The organism is Paenibacillus sp. JT31N7 (assembly GCF_059692095.1).
Genome location: NZ_JCAUAT010000005.1, coordinates 387,979 through 404,109 on the forward strand (window position 1 = coordinate 387,979; position 16,131 = coordinate 404,109).

General features: G+C 47.9%; 9 protein-coding genes, 12 tRNA genes, 1 rRNA gene and 1 pseudogene. All 23 read right to left on the reverse strand.

Annotation, left to right across the window (positions count from 1 at the left end):
* Nucleotides 1–90 precede the first annotated feature (90 nt).
* Complete coding sequence (locus tag AC58P5_RS22100) at nucleotides 91–1,200, reverse strand: NADH:flavin oxidoreductase/NADH oxidase (RefSeq protein ID WP_497390387.1); 1,110 nt, start codon at nucleotides 1,198–1,200, stop codon at nucleotides 91–93.
* On the reverse strand, nucleotides 1,197–2,111 hold the full coding sequence (locus AC58P5_RS22105) for an ATP-grasp domain-containing protein (RefSeq protein WP_497390389.1): 915 nt from the start codon (nucleotides 2,109–2,111) through the stop codon (nucleotides 1,197–1,199). Before AC58P5_RS22105 ends, AC58P5_RS22100 begins: the two co-directional genes overlap by 4 nt.
* 463 nt (nucleotides 2,112–2,574) lie before the next feature.
* Nucleotides 2,575–2,742: pseudogene (locus AC58P5_RS22110) on the reverse strand (IS1595 family transposase); the annotation flags it as partial.
* A gap of 833 nt (nucleotides 2,743–3,575) precedes the next feature.
* Nucleotides 3,576–5,405: a glutamine--fructose-6-phosphate transaminase (isomerizing) gene (gene glmS, locus AC58P5_RS22115; RefSeq protein WP_497390391.1), complete on the reverse strand. Its 1,830-nt coding sequence runs from the start codon at nucleotides 5,403–5,405 to the stop codon at nucleotides 3,576–3,578.
* Between the two features lie 1,439 nt (nucleotides 5,406–6,844).
* Nucleotides 6,845–8,185 (reverse strand): phosphoglucosamine mutase, encoded by a 1,341-nt coding sequence (glmM, locus tag AC58P5_RS22120; RefSeq protein ID WP_497390393.1) that lies wholly within the window; start codon nucleotides 8,183–8,185, stop codon nucleotides 6,845–6,847.
* Nucleotides 8,186–8,312: 127 nt separating this feature from the next.
* Nucleotides 8,313–9,635, reverse strand: a complete 1,323-nt coding sequence (locus AC58P5_RS22125; RefSeq protein ID WP_497390395.1) for a CdaR family protein — start codon at nucleotides 9,633–9,635, stop codon at nucleotides 8,313–8,315.
* Complete coding sequence (gene cdaA / locus AC58P5_RS22130) at nucleotides 9,628–10,443, reverse strand: diadenylate cyclase CdaA (RefSeq protein ID WP_497390397.1); 816 nt, start codon at nucleotides 10,441–10,443, stop codon at nucleotides 9,628–9,630. The genes AC58P5_RS22125 and cdaA overlap by 8 nt, the downstream gene beginning before the upstream one ends.
* Nucleotides 10,444–10,638: 195 nt before the next feature.
* Complete coding sequence (locus tag AC58P5_RS22135; protein ID WP_497390399.1) at nucleotides 10,639–11,238, reverse strand: zf-HC2 domain-containing protein; 600 nt, start codon at nucleotides 11,236–11,238, stop codon at nucleotides 10,639–10,641.
* Nucleotides 11,239–11,319: 81 nt separating this feature from the next.
* Nucleotides 11,320–11,898 (reverse strand): RNA polymerase sigma factor SigW, encoded by a 579-nt coding sequence (sigW, locus tag AC58P5_RS22140; RefSeq protein ID WP_497390401.1) that lies wholly within the window; start codon nucleotides 11,896–11,898, stop codon nucleotides 11,320–11,322.
* 128 nt (nucleotides 11,899–12,026) lie between these two features.
* Nucleotides 12,027–14,813: a phosphoenolpyruvate carboxylase gene (gene ppc / locus AC58P5_RS22145; RefSeq protein ID WP_497390403.1), complete on the reverse strand. Its 2,787-nt coding sequence runs from the start codon at nucleotides 14,811–14,813 to the stop codon at nucleotides 12,027–12,029.
* A gap of 210 nt (nucleotides 14,814–15,023) precedes the next feature.
* Nucleotides 15,024–15,097, reverse strand: a tRNA-Gly gene (locus AC58P5_RS22150).
* A gap of 7 nt (nucleotides 15,098–15,104) precedes the next feature.
* Nucleotides 15,105–15,181: transfer RNA gene (locus AC58P5_RS22155), tRNA-Pro, on the reverse strand.
* Nucleotides 15,182–15,190: 9 nt separating this feature from the next.
* Nucleotides 15,191–15,267: transfer RNA gene (locus AC58P5_RS22160), tRNA-Arg, on the reverse strand.
* Nucleotides 15,268–15,278: 11 nt separating this feature from the next.
* Nucleotides 15,279–15,353, reverse strand: a tRNA-Gly gene (locus AC58P5_RS22165).
* 10 nt (nucleotides 15,354–15,363) lie between these two features.
* A tRNA-Leu gene (locus AC58P5_RS22170) sits at nucleotides 15,364–15,444 on the reverse strand.
* A gap of 12 nt (nucleotides 15,445–15,456) precedes the next feature.
* Nucleotides 15,457–15,532: transfer RNA gene (locus tag AC58P5_RS22175), tRNA-Lys, on the reverse strand.
* Between the two features lie 9 nt (nucleotides 15,533–15,541).
* Nucleotides 15,542–15,616: transfer RNA gene (locus AC58P5_RS22180), tRNA-Gln, on the reverse strand.
* Between the two features lie 8 nt (nucleotides 15,617–15,624).
* A tRNA-Thr gene (locus AC58P5_RS22185) sits at nucleotides 15,625–15,700 on the reverse strand.
* Nucleotides 15,701–15,704: 4 nt separating this feature from the next.
* A tRNA-Val gene (locus AC58P5_RS22190) sits at nucleotides 15,705–15,780 on the reverse strand.
* Between the two features lie 9 nt (nucleotides 15,781–15,789).
* Nucleotides 15,790–15,861 (reverse strand) — tRNA-Glu (locus AC58P5_RS22195).
* 6 nt (nucleotides 15,862–15,867) lie between these two features.
* Nucleotides 15,868–15,940 (reverse strand) — tRNA-Thr (locus AC58P5_RS22200).
* Nucleotide 15,941: 1 nt separating this feature from the next.
* Nucleotides 15,942–16,017 (reverse strand) — tRNA-Asn (locus AC58P5_RS22205).
* A 5-nt stretch (nucleotides 16,018–16,022) separates the two neighbouring features.
* Nucleotides 16,023–16,131: ribosomal RNA gene (rrf, locus tag AC58P5_RS22210) — 5S ribosomal RNA — on the reverse strand; the annotation flags it as partial.

The following is a 16,131-nucleotide window of genomic DNA, read 5'->3' on the forward strand; positions in this document are numbered from 1 at the left end:
TCTTGAATTGATTAATCTTTTCATTCGCTTGTTGGCAGGAGGGTACCCTTCAAAATGCTGCAAATTGTTATTTGAAATTTAAATACTGACTTATAATTCAGGAATTAGTTCATTCGTGACTTTTCGATTAGACTCATATGCTCGTTGGTACTGCAGAGGAACCAAACTTTTATCAAATCCATATGTTTTTGCCATATCGAGCGGCAAATATGGATTCATAAGCATTTTCCTTCCGAATAAAATAATATCCGCCTCGCCAGCTTCAATAATCGAATTAGCATGCTCAGAATTATTAATTAACCCTACAGCCGCACTTAAACAGCCTGTCCTTTGCTTAATACCTTTTGCAAATGGAACTTGATACCCTGGATATGTCTCTTTATTTAATGGACGAGTTATTCCACCTGAAGAACAATCAATAATATCCACGCCCAACTCATTTAAAAGACTTGATAATTTAATCGTATCTTCTAAATTCCATCCATTTTCAACCCAATCCACGCAAGACAATCTAACCATTAGTGGAAGTTCTGCTGGCCATACACTACGAATCCCATTAATTACTTCCAGCAAAAATCTTACACGATTATAGAAACTTCCACCGTACTCATCTGTGCGTGTATTTGAAATAGGAGAGTAAAAGCTATGAAATAACCTTCCATGACCAGCATGAATCTCCAAGACCTTAAAACCAGATTTGTAAGCACGCTTTGCTGCTTCAATAAATTCATTCGTTATTGTAGAGATTTCTTCTTTACTCAAGAAATTCGGGGTCGGATACCCTTTTGAGAAAGAGATAGCACTAGGTCCATAAACTGGCCAGCCACCATCATCAGGTTCAATCCATAAGTCTCCATCCCATGGACGTGATCTACTAGACTTCCTTCCACCATGACTAAGTTGAATGCCACTAATCGCACCTTGAGAGTGAATAAAGGATGTCAACCTTTGAAACGAAGAAATAAATTCATCGCTCCAAAGCCCTAAATCATGTGGAGTGACCCTTCCTATCTCAGAAACAGCCGTTGCTTCGACAAGGACTAAACCAGTTCCTTGCGACCTTGAACCATAATGAACAAAATGCCAGTCAGTTAGCTTGCCTTTATCTGCACAATACATTGTCATTGGGGCTAAGCCGATTCTATTTCTGAACTTTATTCCTCGAACAGATAATTCATCGAATATCTTCTTATTATTCATAATGAAACCTCCTCATTTTCACAAGAACCCGCTAGTTCTATATAATTTAATATGTAATCAACAACTGTTGTTACTGTCTCTTCATGCGGACTGGTGATTGCAGGCGCAACATTAATCTCAATAATTTTATAACCTTGTTCTCCATCTTCAACTACATCAATGCCGGCAATTGATGCGTTGAAAACTCTGCTACAAGACTCAGATATTTCTATTAATTCACGATTTAAAGGGCACGGCTCCCATTTTGCTCCTCTTGACAATTTGGTAAGAAAACCAGATTTATCAGTGTAGCGATAATAAGCATATATCGCCTTGTTATTTATTACTCTTACTCTAATATCTCTTCCTGGTTTATCAATGAATTTTTGTAAAAATAGCGATTGATTGTCACTCATATAGAAAGGAGCAATATTTTTTAGAGCCGCTAAATCATCAACCTTTATTACTTTATCACTCTTAGATCCAATAATTGGTTTCAGGACTAAAGGGAATTTTAATATGGATGCTGCCGCTTCAATCTGATCAATATCATTAATAATGCACGAAGGAATGTGTGGTATATTATTTTTCGTCAACAATATTGTGGATAAAAATTTATTTTGTCCAATTTCGAATAGGTCAGTGCTGTTAATTACCGGTATACCTTCTATTTCAAATGCTCTTAATATCCAGAGACCTCTATTCCTCTGATTCATTGCAAAATTTTCATTGCTTACTGATAACCATCCTATAATCAAACAGGGGACAATTTCTCTATTGTGAATAACAAATTTATTTTTACCATCAATACATTCAATAGTAATATTTTGAGGTCTAGCGACTATTACATTTAAATCTCTATTTTTCATTTCCTTATATAACGCTTGAACGTGTTTAGTTTCCTCTCTACATAGAAGAAGTATCGCTTTCATGTTCCCCTCCTTATAATTAAGGCAATGGAAGTTTAGTAACATACGATTACTAGGACTCAGTTTAACTTGAAGTTCGGAAATAGAATCTGGTGTTAGAAGTGCTCGTGGAGTAAGTTCAAATCATGAGAGATCATCCAAAGCCACATAACTATTAATCCCTCGCAATAGTATATCACCTATTTATTGGTATTGTATACAACATTTTGTCGAATAATGAGTCTTAAGTCACACTATAACCTGCAAAAACAGCTTTTATGACATCATTTGTACAATAGAGAAAGGCTTAATGTCTCTGACATAATAAATAAATGATATGCAGGAGTAATTTTCTATTTATTTTGAAGCTGAAGAGCAAAAGTCCAACTACGATGTCGTTCTATGGAATATAAGCCATTGAAATCGCCTTGGAACATTCGTTATAATCCGATAATGTAAGAACAAACGTTCTAACTATGCGCATATCTTAGGATTTCGGTTTAACCGTGGTTAAAGTACAAGCATTAAGCAAGCCATCAAAGATTTCTTTTAGATTAAAGAGGCAGTTGAAACGGAAACAAAACTCATTAAAATAGGATTGAATATAGGTTACTCCCAGACCATGAAAGGTGCCCTCGATGAAAGCTTTGTCGTTGCAATAAGATTGACACATTGACTTTTTATATCATTTTGATAATGCTTCACTTTATCAGATAATTAGCTTATGTCACCGATTTAATATATTTTGATCCCAACGACCGCTTTTTAATACAAGACTCTGTCGAGATAACGGATGAAAAAAACGCAAGAAAAGTGCTGAACACAATGCATTCTAAGATGATTGGCAAGTTACGTTCCGATACATCTACCCGAAGCACAAATTCACTTTGGTTTAACTCATTGGACTTTTAAATGTATCTAGCCTTTTCTCAAAGGATTATCCGGATTAGTTCCAAAAAACAAAAATACCCCATGACAAGTTACGGGGTTCATGCTCAGGATGTCTGTTTTCTCTTGTCTATATGTGCCGAAGCATCCATGAGAGTGTAATACTCTATTTTCGCAGTCTACAATTTTATTCTCACTGAACAAATGTATATCCCGAAAATAAAGTTATATCGCCACTTACAAACCATCTCAACTCATCTAAACCCTTGTCCCGACTGGTTCTTCTCGCTCTTCCCTTCATTTGACGAGAACTTGAGCAAATTAAAGTCGTATCAAAGGGTAGGAAAAAGATCGGACTAAAGGGTCAGAAAATAGCCTGGGTTAGACACCCCCTCCAACGCCTGATAAAAGCCTCTGAGATATGATTTAAGAAGAACCCTACATTATTTCTGCTTCCCCAATCTCCTCTTCCCTGAATCAAAAGAAAAGCCGAGCAGATATCAGGAAATGATCCTGGATATGCTCGACTCTAATACGAGTTTAAATTACTGGCGAACGACTTTATTTGCTGGCTACAAACTGCTGTCTAACGCTTCCGCCTTACTCCACCGTCACACTCTTCGCCAGGTTGCGCGGTTTATCCACATCATTCCCGCGTGCCAATGACGCATAGTACGAAAGCAGCTGAAGCGGAATCACAGTCAGCGCAGGGGACAGCACATCCAGCGTCCGCGGAATGCTGAACATCTGATCCACAGACTTCGCGAACTCGGTGTCTCCCTCGTAAGCAATCCCCAGCACTTTGCCGCCCCGCGCCGTGACTTCCTTGACGTTGCTCACCGTCTTCTCCTGAAGGTCGGATTGCAGTCCCAGGGCAATCACCGGCACATCATCCTCGATCAGCGCGAGGGTTCCGTGCTTCAGCTCGCCGGCCGGATAAGCTTCGGAGTGAATATACGAGATCTCCTTCAGCTTAAGCGAGCCTTCCAGCGCTACCGCATAGTCGATGCCGCGGCCGATGAAGAACAAATGCTCCTTCGGAGCAATCTGCTCCGCATAAGCTTGGATCTCTTCACCGCGCGCCAGAATGCTTTCCACCTGCTCCGGCAGGCTCTGCATAGCCGCCAGGGTGTGGCGGATTTCGGCCGGCTCCACGCTTTCCAGCGTCTGCGCGAGGAACAAGCCCAGCAGATAGAACGCCATCAGCTGTGTCGTGTAAGCCTTCGTCGAAGCCACGGCAATCTCCGGCCCCGCCCACGTCACGATCACATCGTCCGCTTCCCGGGATACGGAACTGCCGACTACGTTGGTGATCGCCAGCACGCGCGCACCGTTTCTTTTTGCTTCGCGCAGCGCGGCCAGCGTATCCGCCGTTTCGCCGGATTGACTCACGACAATGACCAGCGTATCCGGGGTGATGATCGGCGACCGGTAACGGTACTCCGAAGCTACATCCGTTTCAACCAAGATGCGCGCCAGCTTTTCGATCACGCTTTTACCGACAAGCCCGGCATGATATGCCGTTCCGCAGGCTACGATCTGGATATTCCGAATATTCCGAATTTGATCGGCCGTCATCGAAATTTCATCCAAAATTACGCGGTCGCCCGCTTCGGAAATACGGCTGCCGATCGTATCGCGGTAAGCTTTCGGCTGATCATAAATTTCCTTCATCATGAAGTGATCGAAGCCCGCTTTTTCAGCTGTTACCAAATCCCAGTCCACGCGGAACATTTCCCGAGAAATAAAATTCCCCTCGATTGTCATTAATTCGACACCGTCCCGTGTAAGCAGCGCCATTTCGCCATCGTTCAAAATGTACACATTGCGTGTATATTCCAGAATCGCCGGGATGTCCGAGCCGATGAAGTTCTCTCCCTCGCCTACCCCGATGATCAATGGACTGGCCAAACGTACGGCCACAAGCCGATCCGGCTCATACTCCGTCAGTACGCCAAGGGCAAAAGCGCCCCGCATCTGTTTAACCGCCTGCTGAACCGCTTTGACGATATCTCCTTCGTACAGGTCGGCAATCAAATGGGAGATCACTTCCGTATCCGTCTCCGAAACGAATGTGTGCCCTTTAGCGATCAGCTCATCTTTCAGCGTCATGTAATTTTCAATAATCCCGTTGTGAACCACCGAAAATTTCATCGAATTGTCCGTGTGCGGGTGCGAATTCTCATCCGAAGGCTTGCCATGAGTCGCCCAGCGCGTATGGCCGATTCCCACCGTCCCGTTCAAAGGCGCATCGCTAAGCTGCGATTCCAACACCGCCAGACGGCCTTTCGACTTCTTGATTTGAAGCCCGCCCTCCGTGTAAACGGCCACTCCTGCCGAGTCGTATCCGCGATACTCCAGCTTTTTCAATCCCTCGATCAACACTTCCTGAGAATCACGTTTACCGATATATCCAACGATTCCGCACATACAAAAATACCCCCATTATTTGAGCTCCATGACCCGCTCCGCATCCTGCGAATAACGTTCATAGGCTGTTTGTCAAAGATCGGCGGAACACTGAACGGAGCTACTCTCCTGAATTCAAACTCCTACCGTCTGCCCTGCTTATTTATTTGCGATTTCTTATCTCGTCTAAAAAATGATTTCATAAAACCGTACAAGAAACACGATCACAAATCCTGTTTGGATGCCCGGTTAAGTCTACAACGAATCAATGCCGATACATAACGTATCATCTACTATCTTTTACAAATGCCTTGCAACCAGCCGATTCAAAAAATAAAAGGGCATCTTACACCCGTAAATGCTCCAAATACCCTGAAATCATCTATCAGGCGCACTTAAAAAAGCTTCCGAGTTCGCGTTTTTCAAAACGCAGCCCACTCGTATAAGCCGAAACGATTATGGTACGTCACACGTGACGATATAAGCTGCCCGCGCAGCATTTTCAATCAAAAAACAGAACTCAAGAAAGCAGGCGCTCCTCGGAAGTCGCCCGTCACAGAGCGCTGCATAGCGCCTCCGTATACATCGATCCTTGCACAAGCGTCTCCGCGCTGCATAGATCATATCTTCCTGTCTAAAAACGACTGCTCCGTTCGTCCGCCTAAGCGGTTTCCGTCGACCCGTCTGCAGCCTCAACCAGAACCATCCTGCTCTATAAACTAAGCATGCGGCCCTGAACCTTATCTATGAATCATTCGGCTGGATTCTTGTGTGCCCGGTCACCCGGACAGTTTGCTCTCCAGCTTGTCGGTAGGAATGAACTACCGGAAGGTCCCCGCCGAAAATTCGAACACCTTCACCTCGTCAACTTGCCGGCTCCGCGTTATCTTTGCCATACCGGTCGATTAACCCGCATGTACAATTCAGACGCTTCCCGCGCAAGTTCTGGCGCTTGTTGTTGCTGAAATTCTATCCACCTTTCTCTGCATGAGTAAAAAAACATATACCCATCATATTCATTTTGACTCCGCTTTGCAACTCTCATGCTGCAAAATGAGATACAAGCCCCATAATAGCCGGCTAAATCTTGTGTAAATTCACGTTATGAGCCCTTACCTTCCCTGTGCATCCCTGTGCTTCCCTGTGCTTCCCTGTGCCTTTCCTGTGCCTTTCCTGTGCCTCCCCCATGCCACTGTTGCCCTATCTGGACGCGTACCTTGCTTATGCCTTCCCTGTACCTTTCCCTCCGCCTCCACATCCTCTCCCCTTGTGAAACTGAGCCTTCCCTTACTCCCTTCCCTATATAGACTCGTGCCTTTCCCCTCCTGACCGCTCACCATTCCCTTTATCCTCATGCAAAAAGGCCGCTCCTCTCTGAAGAGATAAGCGGCCTGAACCGTTCCTTACAGCAATTTGTAACCTTATATACCGGGCAAATAACCCCGCAAGCACCAGCGGAATTAACCGAGCTCCCGCTTCACGACCTCCACGATGTCGTTAACGTAGCCTTCCACCGTGTCTTTGTCCGGCCCTTCCGCCATAACGCGGATAAGAGACTCCGTCCCGGACGGACGCACCAGCACACGGCCGTTGTCGCCCAGTTGGCTCTCTACGGCACTAATCGCGCCTGCAATGGCTGCATTATCCTGCAGCTTGCTTTTATCCGCTACACGTACGTTGACGAGCACCTGCGGGAACTTCCGCATAATCCGCTTTACTTCGCTAAGCGGACGACCTCCCGCCACGAGGGTGTCAGCGAGCTGCAAGCCCGTAAGAATACCGTCTCCGGTCGTATTGTAATCGAGGAAAATAACATGCCCGGATTGTTCGCCGCCCAGATTGTAGCCGCCCTTGCGCATCTCTTCCATCACGTAACGGTCTCCTACAGCCGTCTGCGTCGCTTTCAGCCCATGGCCCTCGATTCCCTTAAAGAAGCCGATGTTGGCCATGACCGTCGTCACAATCGTACTGTGATTGAGCTTGCCCGCACGGTTCATCGCATCGCCGCAGATGCTCAAGATGAAGTCTCCGTCGACTTCATCCCCGTTCTCGTCAATCGCGATGAGTCGGTCCGCGTCGCCGTCGAATGCAAGGCCGAGGTTCGCGCCGTGCTCCATGACAGCCTTCTGGAGATTCTCCGGATGAGTCGAACCGCAGCCTTCATTGATGTTGCGGCCGTTCGGCTCCGCTCCGAGCGTGATCACTTCCGCTCCCAGCTCGCGGAAAATCTTAGGCGCCAGCTCGTAAGCGGCTCCGTTCGCGCAGTCCATCACAATCTTCATGCCGCCGAACGAATGCTGCACGGTCGACTTAACGAAGTCGGCGTACAGGAACTTCGCCTTCGGATCATCCGACACGGAACCGATCTCGCCGCCCACCGGCCGCGGCAGTTCGTCGCCGTCCGCGTCGAGGAGGCGCTCGATTTCGAGCTCCGTCTCATCGAGCAGCTTAAACCCGTCTCCGCCGAAAAATTTGATCCCGTTGTCTTCCACGGGATTATGGGAGGCGGAGATCATAACGCCGGCGTCGGCACCTAGCACGCGCGTCAAATACGCGACGGCAGGCGTGGATACGACGCCGAGGCGGATCACGTTCGCTCCGATCGACAGGAGACCTGCGACCAGCGCCGCTTCCAGCATAGGACCCGAAATACGCGTGTCCTGGCCGATGACTACTTTCGGATGCTGAGCCTGACGTGTCAGCACATACCCTCCACAGCGTCCGATTTCAAAAGCCAGCTCCGGTGTCAGCTCCTGATTGGCTACTCCGCGAACTCCATCCGTTCCAAAATATTTCCCCATCGTTCTCTTCCCCTCTTCTCATAAACTACACGTAAATGCCATATCGGCTTCTTTATAAATCCTGGTAACTTGTCATGATTTTAACATATCCCTTATAACTTACGAAGGAAAATTACCGTTTAGGGGGTTACGGCTCCTTTTTAGGAACCGTTTCATCCTCAGCATCCGGTTTCTGGGTTGGAGTCGGAATCGGTGTAGGACTCGGATTTTTCGACTCGGTTTGTGTCTGAGCCGCCGAAATGACAACCTTGGCCTTCGTGACCTGTGTCCCGCCATCTTTGATGTACGGCGGCAGATTGAGAGTGATCGGCAGTTCGTGCGTCCCCGGAGGCAAATTGCTCACATCCACGATAGCCTGGATATCTTCTGGTTTAACGGCTTCCATTTGAGGCGCCGCTCCTTCCAAGGTCAGCGTAATACTGCCGTTAGGAGGGTCCGTGAACTTCACTTCCGTTCCTTCCGCCTGTCCCACTATTTTCAAGGGGATTCCCGGATATTCCTTTTTGATGGAAGAGACGATTTCGACGGTTACCTGCACCTTCGTCGGCTCAATCTGAGTCACCCCTTTTTGCAAAGGAATGTCCAGTGTAAATTCTTTCGTTTCCTTGAGCCCGTCGATCTTCAGCGTAACTCCCGGATAAAAGTCCATGCCGTCCAGCACGTTTTGAGCCCCGTAGACCATGATCTTGTCCGGATTCTGCTTGAGCGATCCGATGCTGTAACCGGGAGGCAGACTGCCCGTCAGTTGAATCTGCAGAGGCACCGTTTTAAATGGACTCGTGACGGGAACATCCACATCCACTACGGCCGGCCTTATATCGTAAGGCAGCTCACGGCCTTCTTTGTTGTATACCTTCAGCTTCACCTGTTTGGTTACCGCGGAATCCGCTTTATCCACCGAGATTTCGCCTTGGACCGTTGCCACCTCGTCCGCCTTGCTTGCCGGAACGGTTACGTGCACTTTGCTCGGTTTGGCGATAGGGTCACCGGATTTATAACCCGGCTGAGGGGTTCCCTTTACATTAATCTTCACGGGAACCTCTTTCATCTCCTGCTCTTCGACGACTACCTTCACGTTCCGCGGTACGATGTCCACCTGCAAAGATGACGGGAAGCCGACCGCTTCCAGAGGAAGTACGTATTCCCCTTTTCCGCCGGCCTTGGTCAGATCGAGCACGATTTTATATTCACTCGTACTCACCCGCTTAAGCGCGGAGTCTTTCCCTTTCAAAATCACCTGTACCCGGCTGGGCTCGATCGAAGAAATATAATATTTATCCGAATCATATTTCGGCGTAATTTGCACATTGCTGATCGGCAGTTCTCTAATTCCCGCCGTTGTCGAATTGGTCACAGTAGTGCCTTCCATCCGGACAACCGCCCATAAAAGAATGCCGATAATGACCGCGATCACCCGGACGACATTTGTATTTCTCAGCCATCTATCCACGTTTGCGTCCCTCCCACCATTTCTTGAAAGGGTTTTGACGGTCTTTGGCCTTTGGCTTCAATTCAACAAAAAGCTTCGAGATTAAAGATTCTTCCTTGATGTCCCGGACGACCTGCCCGTTCAGCGACAGCGAGATTTGCCCCGTCTCCTCGGACACGATCAAACAAACGGCATCCGAAACCTCACTCATTCCGATAGCCGCCCTGTGGCGGGTGCCAAGCTCTTTACTGATAAAAGGGTTTTCCGAAAGGGGCAAATAGCAACCGGCCGCCATCAGTTGGTTGTTCCGGATAATAACCGCACCGTCGTGCAGAGGCGTGTTCGGGATAAAAATATTAATCAGCAGCTCGGAACTGATCCGTCCGCCTATGGAGATTCCCGACTCAATGTAATCAGTCAGCCCGGTTTCTTTTTCAAATACGATCAAAGCCCCGATTTTTCGCCGGGACAAGTAATTCATCGCTTTAATCACTTCACCGATCCGGATGTTGACATCCTGGTCCACGTCCATCGAACTGCGCGAGAAAAGCCGGCCGCGGCCGAGCTGTTCCAAGGCTCTTCTAAGCTCCGGCTGAAAAATAATAATAATGGCAATCAGACCCACCGTAAACATCTGGTTCATGATCCACTGGAGCGTGTTCAAGTTAAAAGCAACACTCAGGGCCCAGGCGACCAGTACGACAATAATCCCCTTCATGAGCTGTACGGCTCTTGTCCCGCGCAGCAGCATAATTAATTTATAAACCACATAGCTGACAATCGAGATATCTATAATATCTGTGATGGAAATATCTGCGAATAATTCCACTGGAGTTCCCCCAAATCAACGCGTAAAAATCCGGATTTTTTTTCTTATCTTTATCTGTCTATTCCTTGATAATACCACAATCCGAACAATTCTTCTATTCTACCCATTTCCCGTTTCCAAAGAAAAAAGCCCTCCGGGGTACCCCCTCGAGGACTTTAGCTGTATGAGATATGCATGCTGTTTGGTTTAAGCAGGTCAATGCATAAGATCGTTCAGTTTAAACCAGATCCAGCTTAAAGCTTCGTCAATGCGTATTTTTTGTCCGGTTATATGAGCCGTCGAAGCCAAATTCATATTTCCGTCGATAACCACCAGGTTTCCTTCCACATTGGCGTCGTCTTCTACAACCAGTTGGCCGTTCTCGACCACCAGATTGCCTTTAACCGTCTCTCCTTTGGGCACGATCACTTTATCCCCCTGGATGATTACCCGTTCCAGGTCTGCACCCCGTACCATTAACTCGGTGTTGTTATTCCACAAGGTCATAAAGCTGCCCGCCATCGTTAACAGAAAAACAGCCGCTACCGATACCGCAGGATGTCTGCGGATCCACTGCGTCCACGGCTTCCGATTCTTAACGGGAGGGAGACTGCCCATAATACGGTTCGTGAGATCGCTTGACACCGTTGGGGTAGGGATGGAACGAACGAGCGCATCCGCCGTTTCCATCTGCCGGAACAGCGTATTGCATTCCGGACATGACAAAAGGTGCTGCTTTAGCTCCAGCGCCTGGGCCCCCTGCAAGTCCCCATCCAAATATTCGTGCATCAAAGGGAGGGCCTGTTTGCAATTCATCGAAGCCACTCCTTTCTCGTTCTTGGCCGATAGTATAGTACCATACGTATGGCGGGAGAAGATGTTTCAAAAAAATCGGACTTACAGAGAAAAATTTGCATCCGTGTCTAATTTCTTTCGTAAATACTCCCGGCCGCGGTGAACCCGTGTCTTGACGGTCGTAACGGGCATACCGAGTACATCTCCGACTTCCTGGAGCGACATATCGTGGAGATAGCGCAGGATCACGACGGATTTGTATTTTTCAGGCAAAGTTTGAATGGCTCTGCGAATTACCTGCTGTGTTTCCGAAAGAACGATCTGATCCTCGGGCAGCTCATCTTTGCTCGCAAGCATGGCGTAAAAATCGTTCCCTTCACTGTCCGGCATTTCGGCGTCGAGGGAATAGGTCGGTTTGCGTTTGCGCAGCCGGTCTATGCATAAGTTGGTTCCGATACGGAAGATCCAGGTCGAAAACTTCTGGTTCTCGTCATACCGGTCTAAGTTGTTGTAGACGCGCAGGAAAGTATCCTGCACAGCATCTTCGGCTTCCTGCTTGTTACCGAGCATTCTGTAGGCCAGGTGAAATATTTTATCTTTATACAAATTCACCAGTTCCTCAAAAGCACCACGATCTCCATTCCTTGCAAGCTTGGCTAATCGTGTTTCTACTAAATTCAAGATAACTCCTCCAACCCTAGGAAGTACGGGGCTTCTTTTCACTTATGTTCGGTAAAACACATAAAGTCGAGCCGCCCGGAAGGACGGCTTGACTCTTTGTTTCAGTGCCTATGCGATGTTGTCCGTTATCAGCCTGTATTGCGGAGTCCGGCTGCAATGCCGTTGATCGTAAGAAGAACTTCACGCAGCAGGAAGCTGTCGTCTTCGTTATTCTCGCGTGCCCCCCGCAGTTCTTTGAGCAAATCTACCTGAAGGTAGCTCAGCGGATCGACGTACGGATTGCGAAGCCGGATAGATTCTTGAATAACCGGTACGTTGTCGAGAATCTCCTGCTGTCCGGTAATATCCAGAATCAGCTTGGAAGTCAGGTCGTATTCTTCGCTGATCAGCTCGTAAATGCGTTTTGCGATGCTGCCTTCCTTAAGCAGGCTGCCGTACTCTTTAGCGATGAGAAGATCCGCTTTGGCCAAAGCCATTTGCAAACCGTCGATCATTGATTTGAAGAAAGGCCAGTTCTCATACATGTTCTTAAGAACCGACATGTTTTCTTCCTTATTCTGATAAAAGTCCTGAAGCGCCGTACCGGCAGCGTACCATGCCGGAAGGAGATAACGACTTTGCGTCCATGCAAATACCCATGGAATCGCGCGAAGATCTTCAAAACGGTCGCTGTTGTTCCGCTTGGAAGGACGCGAACCGATATTCAGTTCTCCGACCTCCGGCAGAGGCGTCGACTGTTTGAAGAAAGTCATGAAATCCGGATCGCGGAAAATAAGGTCCTGATACTTATTCTGCGCTTTTTCCGAAATTCCTTTCATAATGCCTTCCCATTCCGTTTCAAGCGGATGTTTTTGCGGATTACGGGCCAACACGGCTCCTTTAATCAACGCAAACGTTGCCTGCTCCAGACTGCGGTAAGCAATGCCTTGCAGCGAATAGCGGGAAGAAAGCACTTCGCCCTGCTCCGTAATCTTAATACCGCCGCCGATCGTATCCACCGGCTGTGCCAGAATACTCCGGTTCAGCGGCATACCACCACGTCCCAGCGAACCGCCACGTCCGTGGAAAAACTTCAGCTTGACGCCGTTTTGGTTTCCGGTATCCGTCAATGCACGCAGCGCGACGCGCAGCTCCCAGTTGGCGGTAATAACGCCGCCGTCTTTGTTGCTGTCGGAATACCCCAGCATGATTTCATGCATAGGCGCCGCAGGATCCAAGCTTGCACGGTAAGCCGGAATTTTAAAGAGAGTATCCATAATTTCCGGAGCCGCATGCAGATCGTCGATCGTTTCAAAAAGCGGCACCGATTGAATGGTGCTCACAACCGTACCGTCGGCTTCCTTGCGGTAGAGCCCTACTTCCTTGGCAAAAACCATAACCTCCAGCATGTCGCTCGCGCCCTGAGTCATACTAATCAGATAGCTGTTCAAGCAATAGCGTCCAAACTCATGCTGGGCCTTATAAATATTTCTATATACGTCCAGACATTCCTGAGTAGACTCGGAGTATTTCATGTAAGGAGATGTAATCGGCCGCGGCTCATCGAGAAGCTTGCTCAACAGTTCAATCTTCTCATTCTCCTGGAGATTGCTATAATCATCCACGATTCCGATCCGGTTTAGGATTTCCGTCATAGCCAGCTCATGCTCGCGGCTGTGCTGACGAATGTCGAGGGTGGCCAGATGAAACCCGAATAATTCTACCTGACGAATCAGCTTCTTAATATACCGGTCCGCCGCATAGTCGGCGAAATGGCTCCGCAAGCTTCTTTCGATCACATAGAGATCCGCAATCATTTCGTCCGGCGAAGTGTACTTCTGGAAGTTCGCTACTTGCGAATTACCCGCGTTTCTGACTTTCTCGATCATGTAAGCAATCTTCTTGCGGTACGGCTCGTCATCATTGCTCCAGAAATCATTGTGGGGACCAAAAACTTCATGATCGGCCTCAATAGATTTCTGCAGCTCATCACTGATCTCAGCTAGATTCTTGCTGAAGCTTAAGTGATACATGACATCGACGAGAATCGTTTCGTACTTCTTCAAGGCTAGGCCGCGGTGCAGCTCCAGCGTCTCCCACGTAACATGAGAGGTAACCGAAGGGTTGCCGTCACGGTCTCCACCGATCCAGGAACCGAATTTGAGGAAACTAGGTACATGCCAAGTCTCATTCGGGTAGTATTTATCCAAACAACGTTCCAATTCTTGATAAACTTCAGGAAGAACATCGAATAAGGTTTCATCAAAATAATAAAGGCCATTCTGAACTTCGTCGATAACCGTCGGTTTCCGGTTGCGCAACTCATCCGTTTGCCAAAGTGTCATAACCTCGGCCAGAAGCTTTTCTCTAAGCTGCTCTCTCTCCCTGTAAGTTAGCGTAGGATTATCCAGGTACATCACGTCTTGGGAAATACGCTGGTGAATATCCAGAACCGCACGGCGTGTAGCTTCTGTAGGATGGGCAGTCATAACAAGTTCAAGCGAGATCGTCTGCAAAATTTCCTGAACCTCTTGGTAAGAAATCTGATTCTGCTTCAGCTGCTGAACGATGCTTTCGATTGAGCCAGGCTGAACCGTTTCTCCCGAGGAACGCTCATAATCGCGTTTTCTGCGAATACGGTGGGTTTGCTCGGCAATATTAACGAGTTGAAAGTAAATCGCAAAAGCACGAATAACCCGGTGACGAGTTTCAGGCTGCAGCCCGTCGATTGTCGCCTTAAACTCCGCATAAATGGCTGGGTCATATTGAGCCCGAAGGGATTTACTCAGTTCGCGGATCTTCTCTACGACTGCCAGAAGCTCATTGCCTCCCTGATGGACCAGTACTTCCCCAAGTATATGCCCAAGAAACCGCACATCTCTGCGAAGCAAGTTGTTCGTAGAATTTTTCTGAACGATTGTTTCGTTATCCGACATGTCCTCGCCTCTTCTCTCTACTGATAATCACACCAAACTTCGTCTGATTTCATACTCATTTCAGAATATTTTACCACATTCACGCGTTGCATTATAGCTATTTTTGACGAAATATGCCTGAGAATTAAAGGAAAGCTGAGTAAGATTTAACTCATACCCGGATGTAGATAAATAAAAAAAGACCTCTATGAGATCTTTGTTAGTTATGTATGGAGCGGGTGATGGGAATCGAACCCACGCTACCAGCTTGGAAGGCTGGAGTTCTACCATTGAACTACACCCGCATACATATGGTCGGGACGACACGATTTGAACATGCGACCCCCTGGTCCCAAACCAGGTGCTCTACCAAGCTGAGCTACGTCCCGAAATATGAATGGCGTGCCCTGAGAGATTCGAACTCCCGGCCTTTTGATTCGTAGTCAAACGCTCTATCCAGCTGAGCTAAGGGCACATATGAAATTATGGAGCGGAAGACGGGAATCGAACCCGCGACCCTCGCCTTGGCAAGGCGATGCTCTACCGCTGAGCCACTTCCGCATAAAACTGATGCGCGTGGAGGGACTTGAACCCCCACGTCAAAGACGCTAGATCCTAAGTCTAGTGCGTCTGCCAATTCCGCCACACGCGCAAGTTGGAAAAATGGTGAGCCATGAAGGACTCGAACCTTCGACACCCTGATTAAAAGTCAGGTGCTCTACCAACTGAGCTAATGGCTCGTACTAAAATGGCTGGGGGTATAGGATTTGAACCTATGCATGACGGAGTCAAAGTCCGTTGCCTTACCGCTTGGCTAACCCCCATTAAAACATGGTGCCGTCGAGAGGACTTGAACCCCCAACCTACTGATTACAAGTCAGTTGCTCTACCAATTGAGCTACAACGGCATGGTGGTGGACGCTGACGGGATCGAACCGCCGACCCTCTGCTTGTAAGGCAGATGCTCTCCCAGCTGAGCTAAGCGTCCGCCCAGTAATGACCCGTAGGGGATTCGAACCCCTGTTACCTCCGTGAAAGGGAGGTGTCTTAACCCCTTGACCAACGGGCCTTAATAAGCTTCCAACCGGATTCGAACCGGTGACCTCTTCCTTACCATGGAAGCACTCTACCTACTGAGCTATGGAAGCGTGGCTCCCCGAACAGGACTCGAACCTGTGACAACTCGATTAACAGTCGAGTGCTCTACCAACTGAGCTATCAGGGAATATCGCTTGGCAACGTCCTACTCTCCCAGGACCCTTCGGTCCAAGTACCATCGGCGCTGGAAGGCTTAACGGTCGTGTTCGGGATGGGTACGCGTGGTTCCCTTCCGCCATCG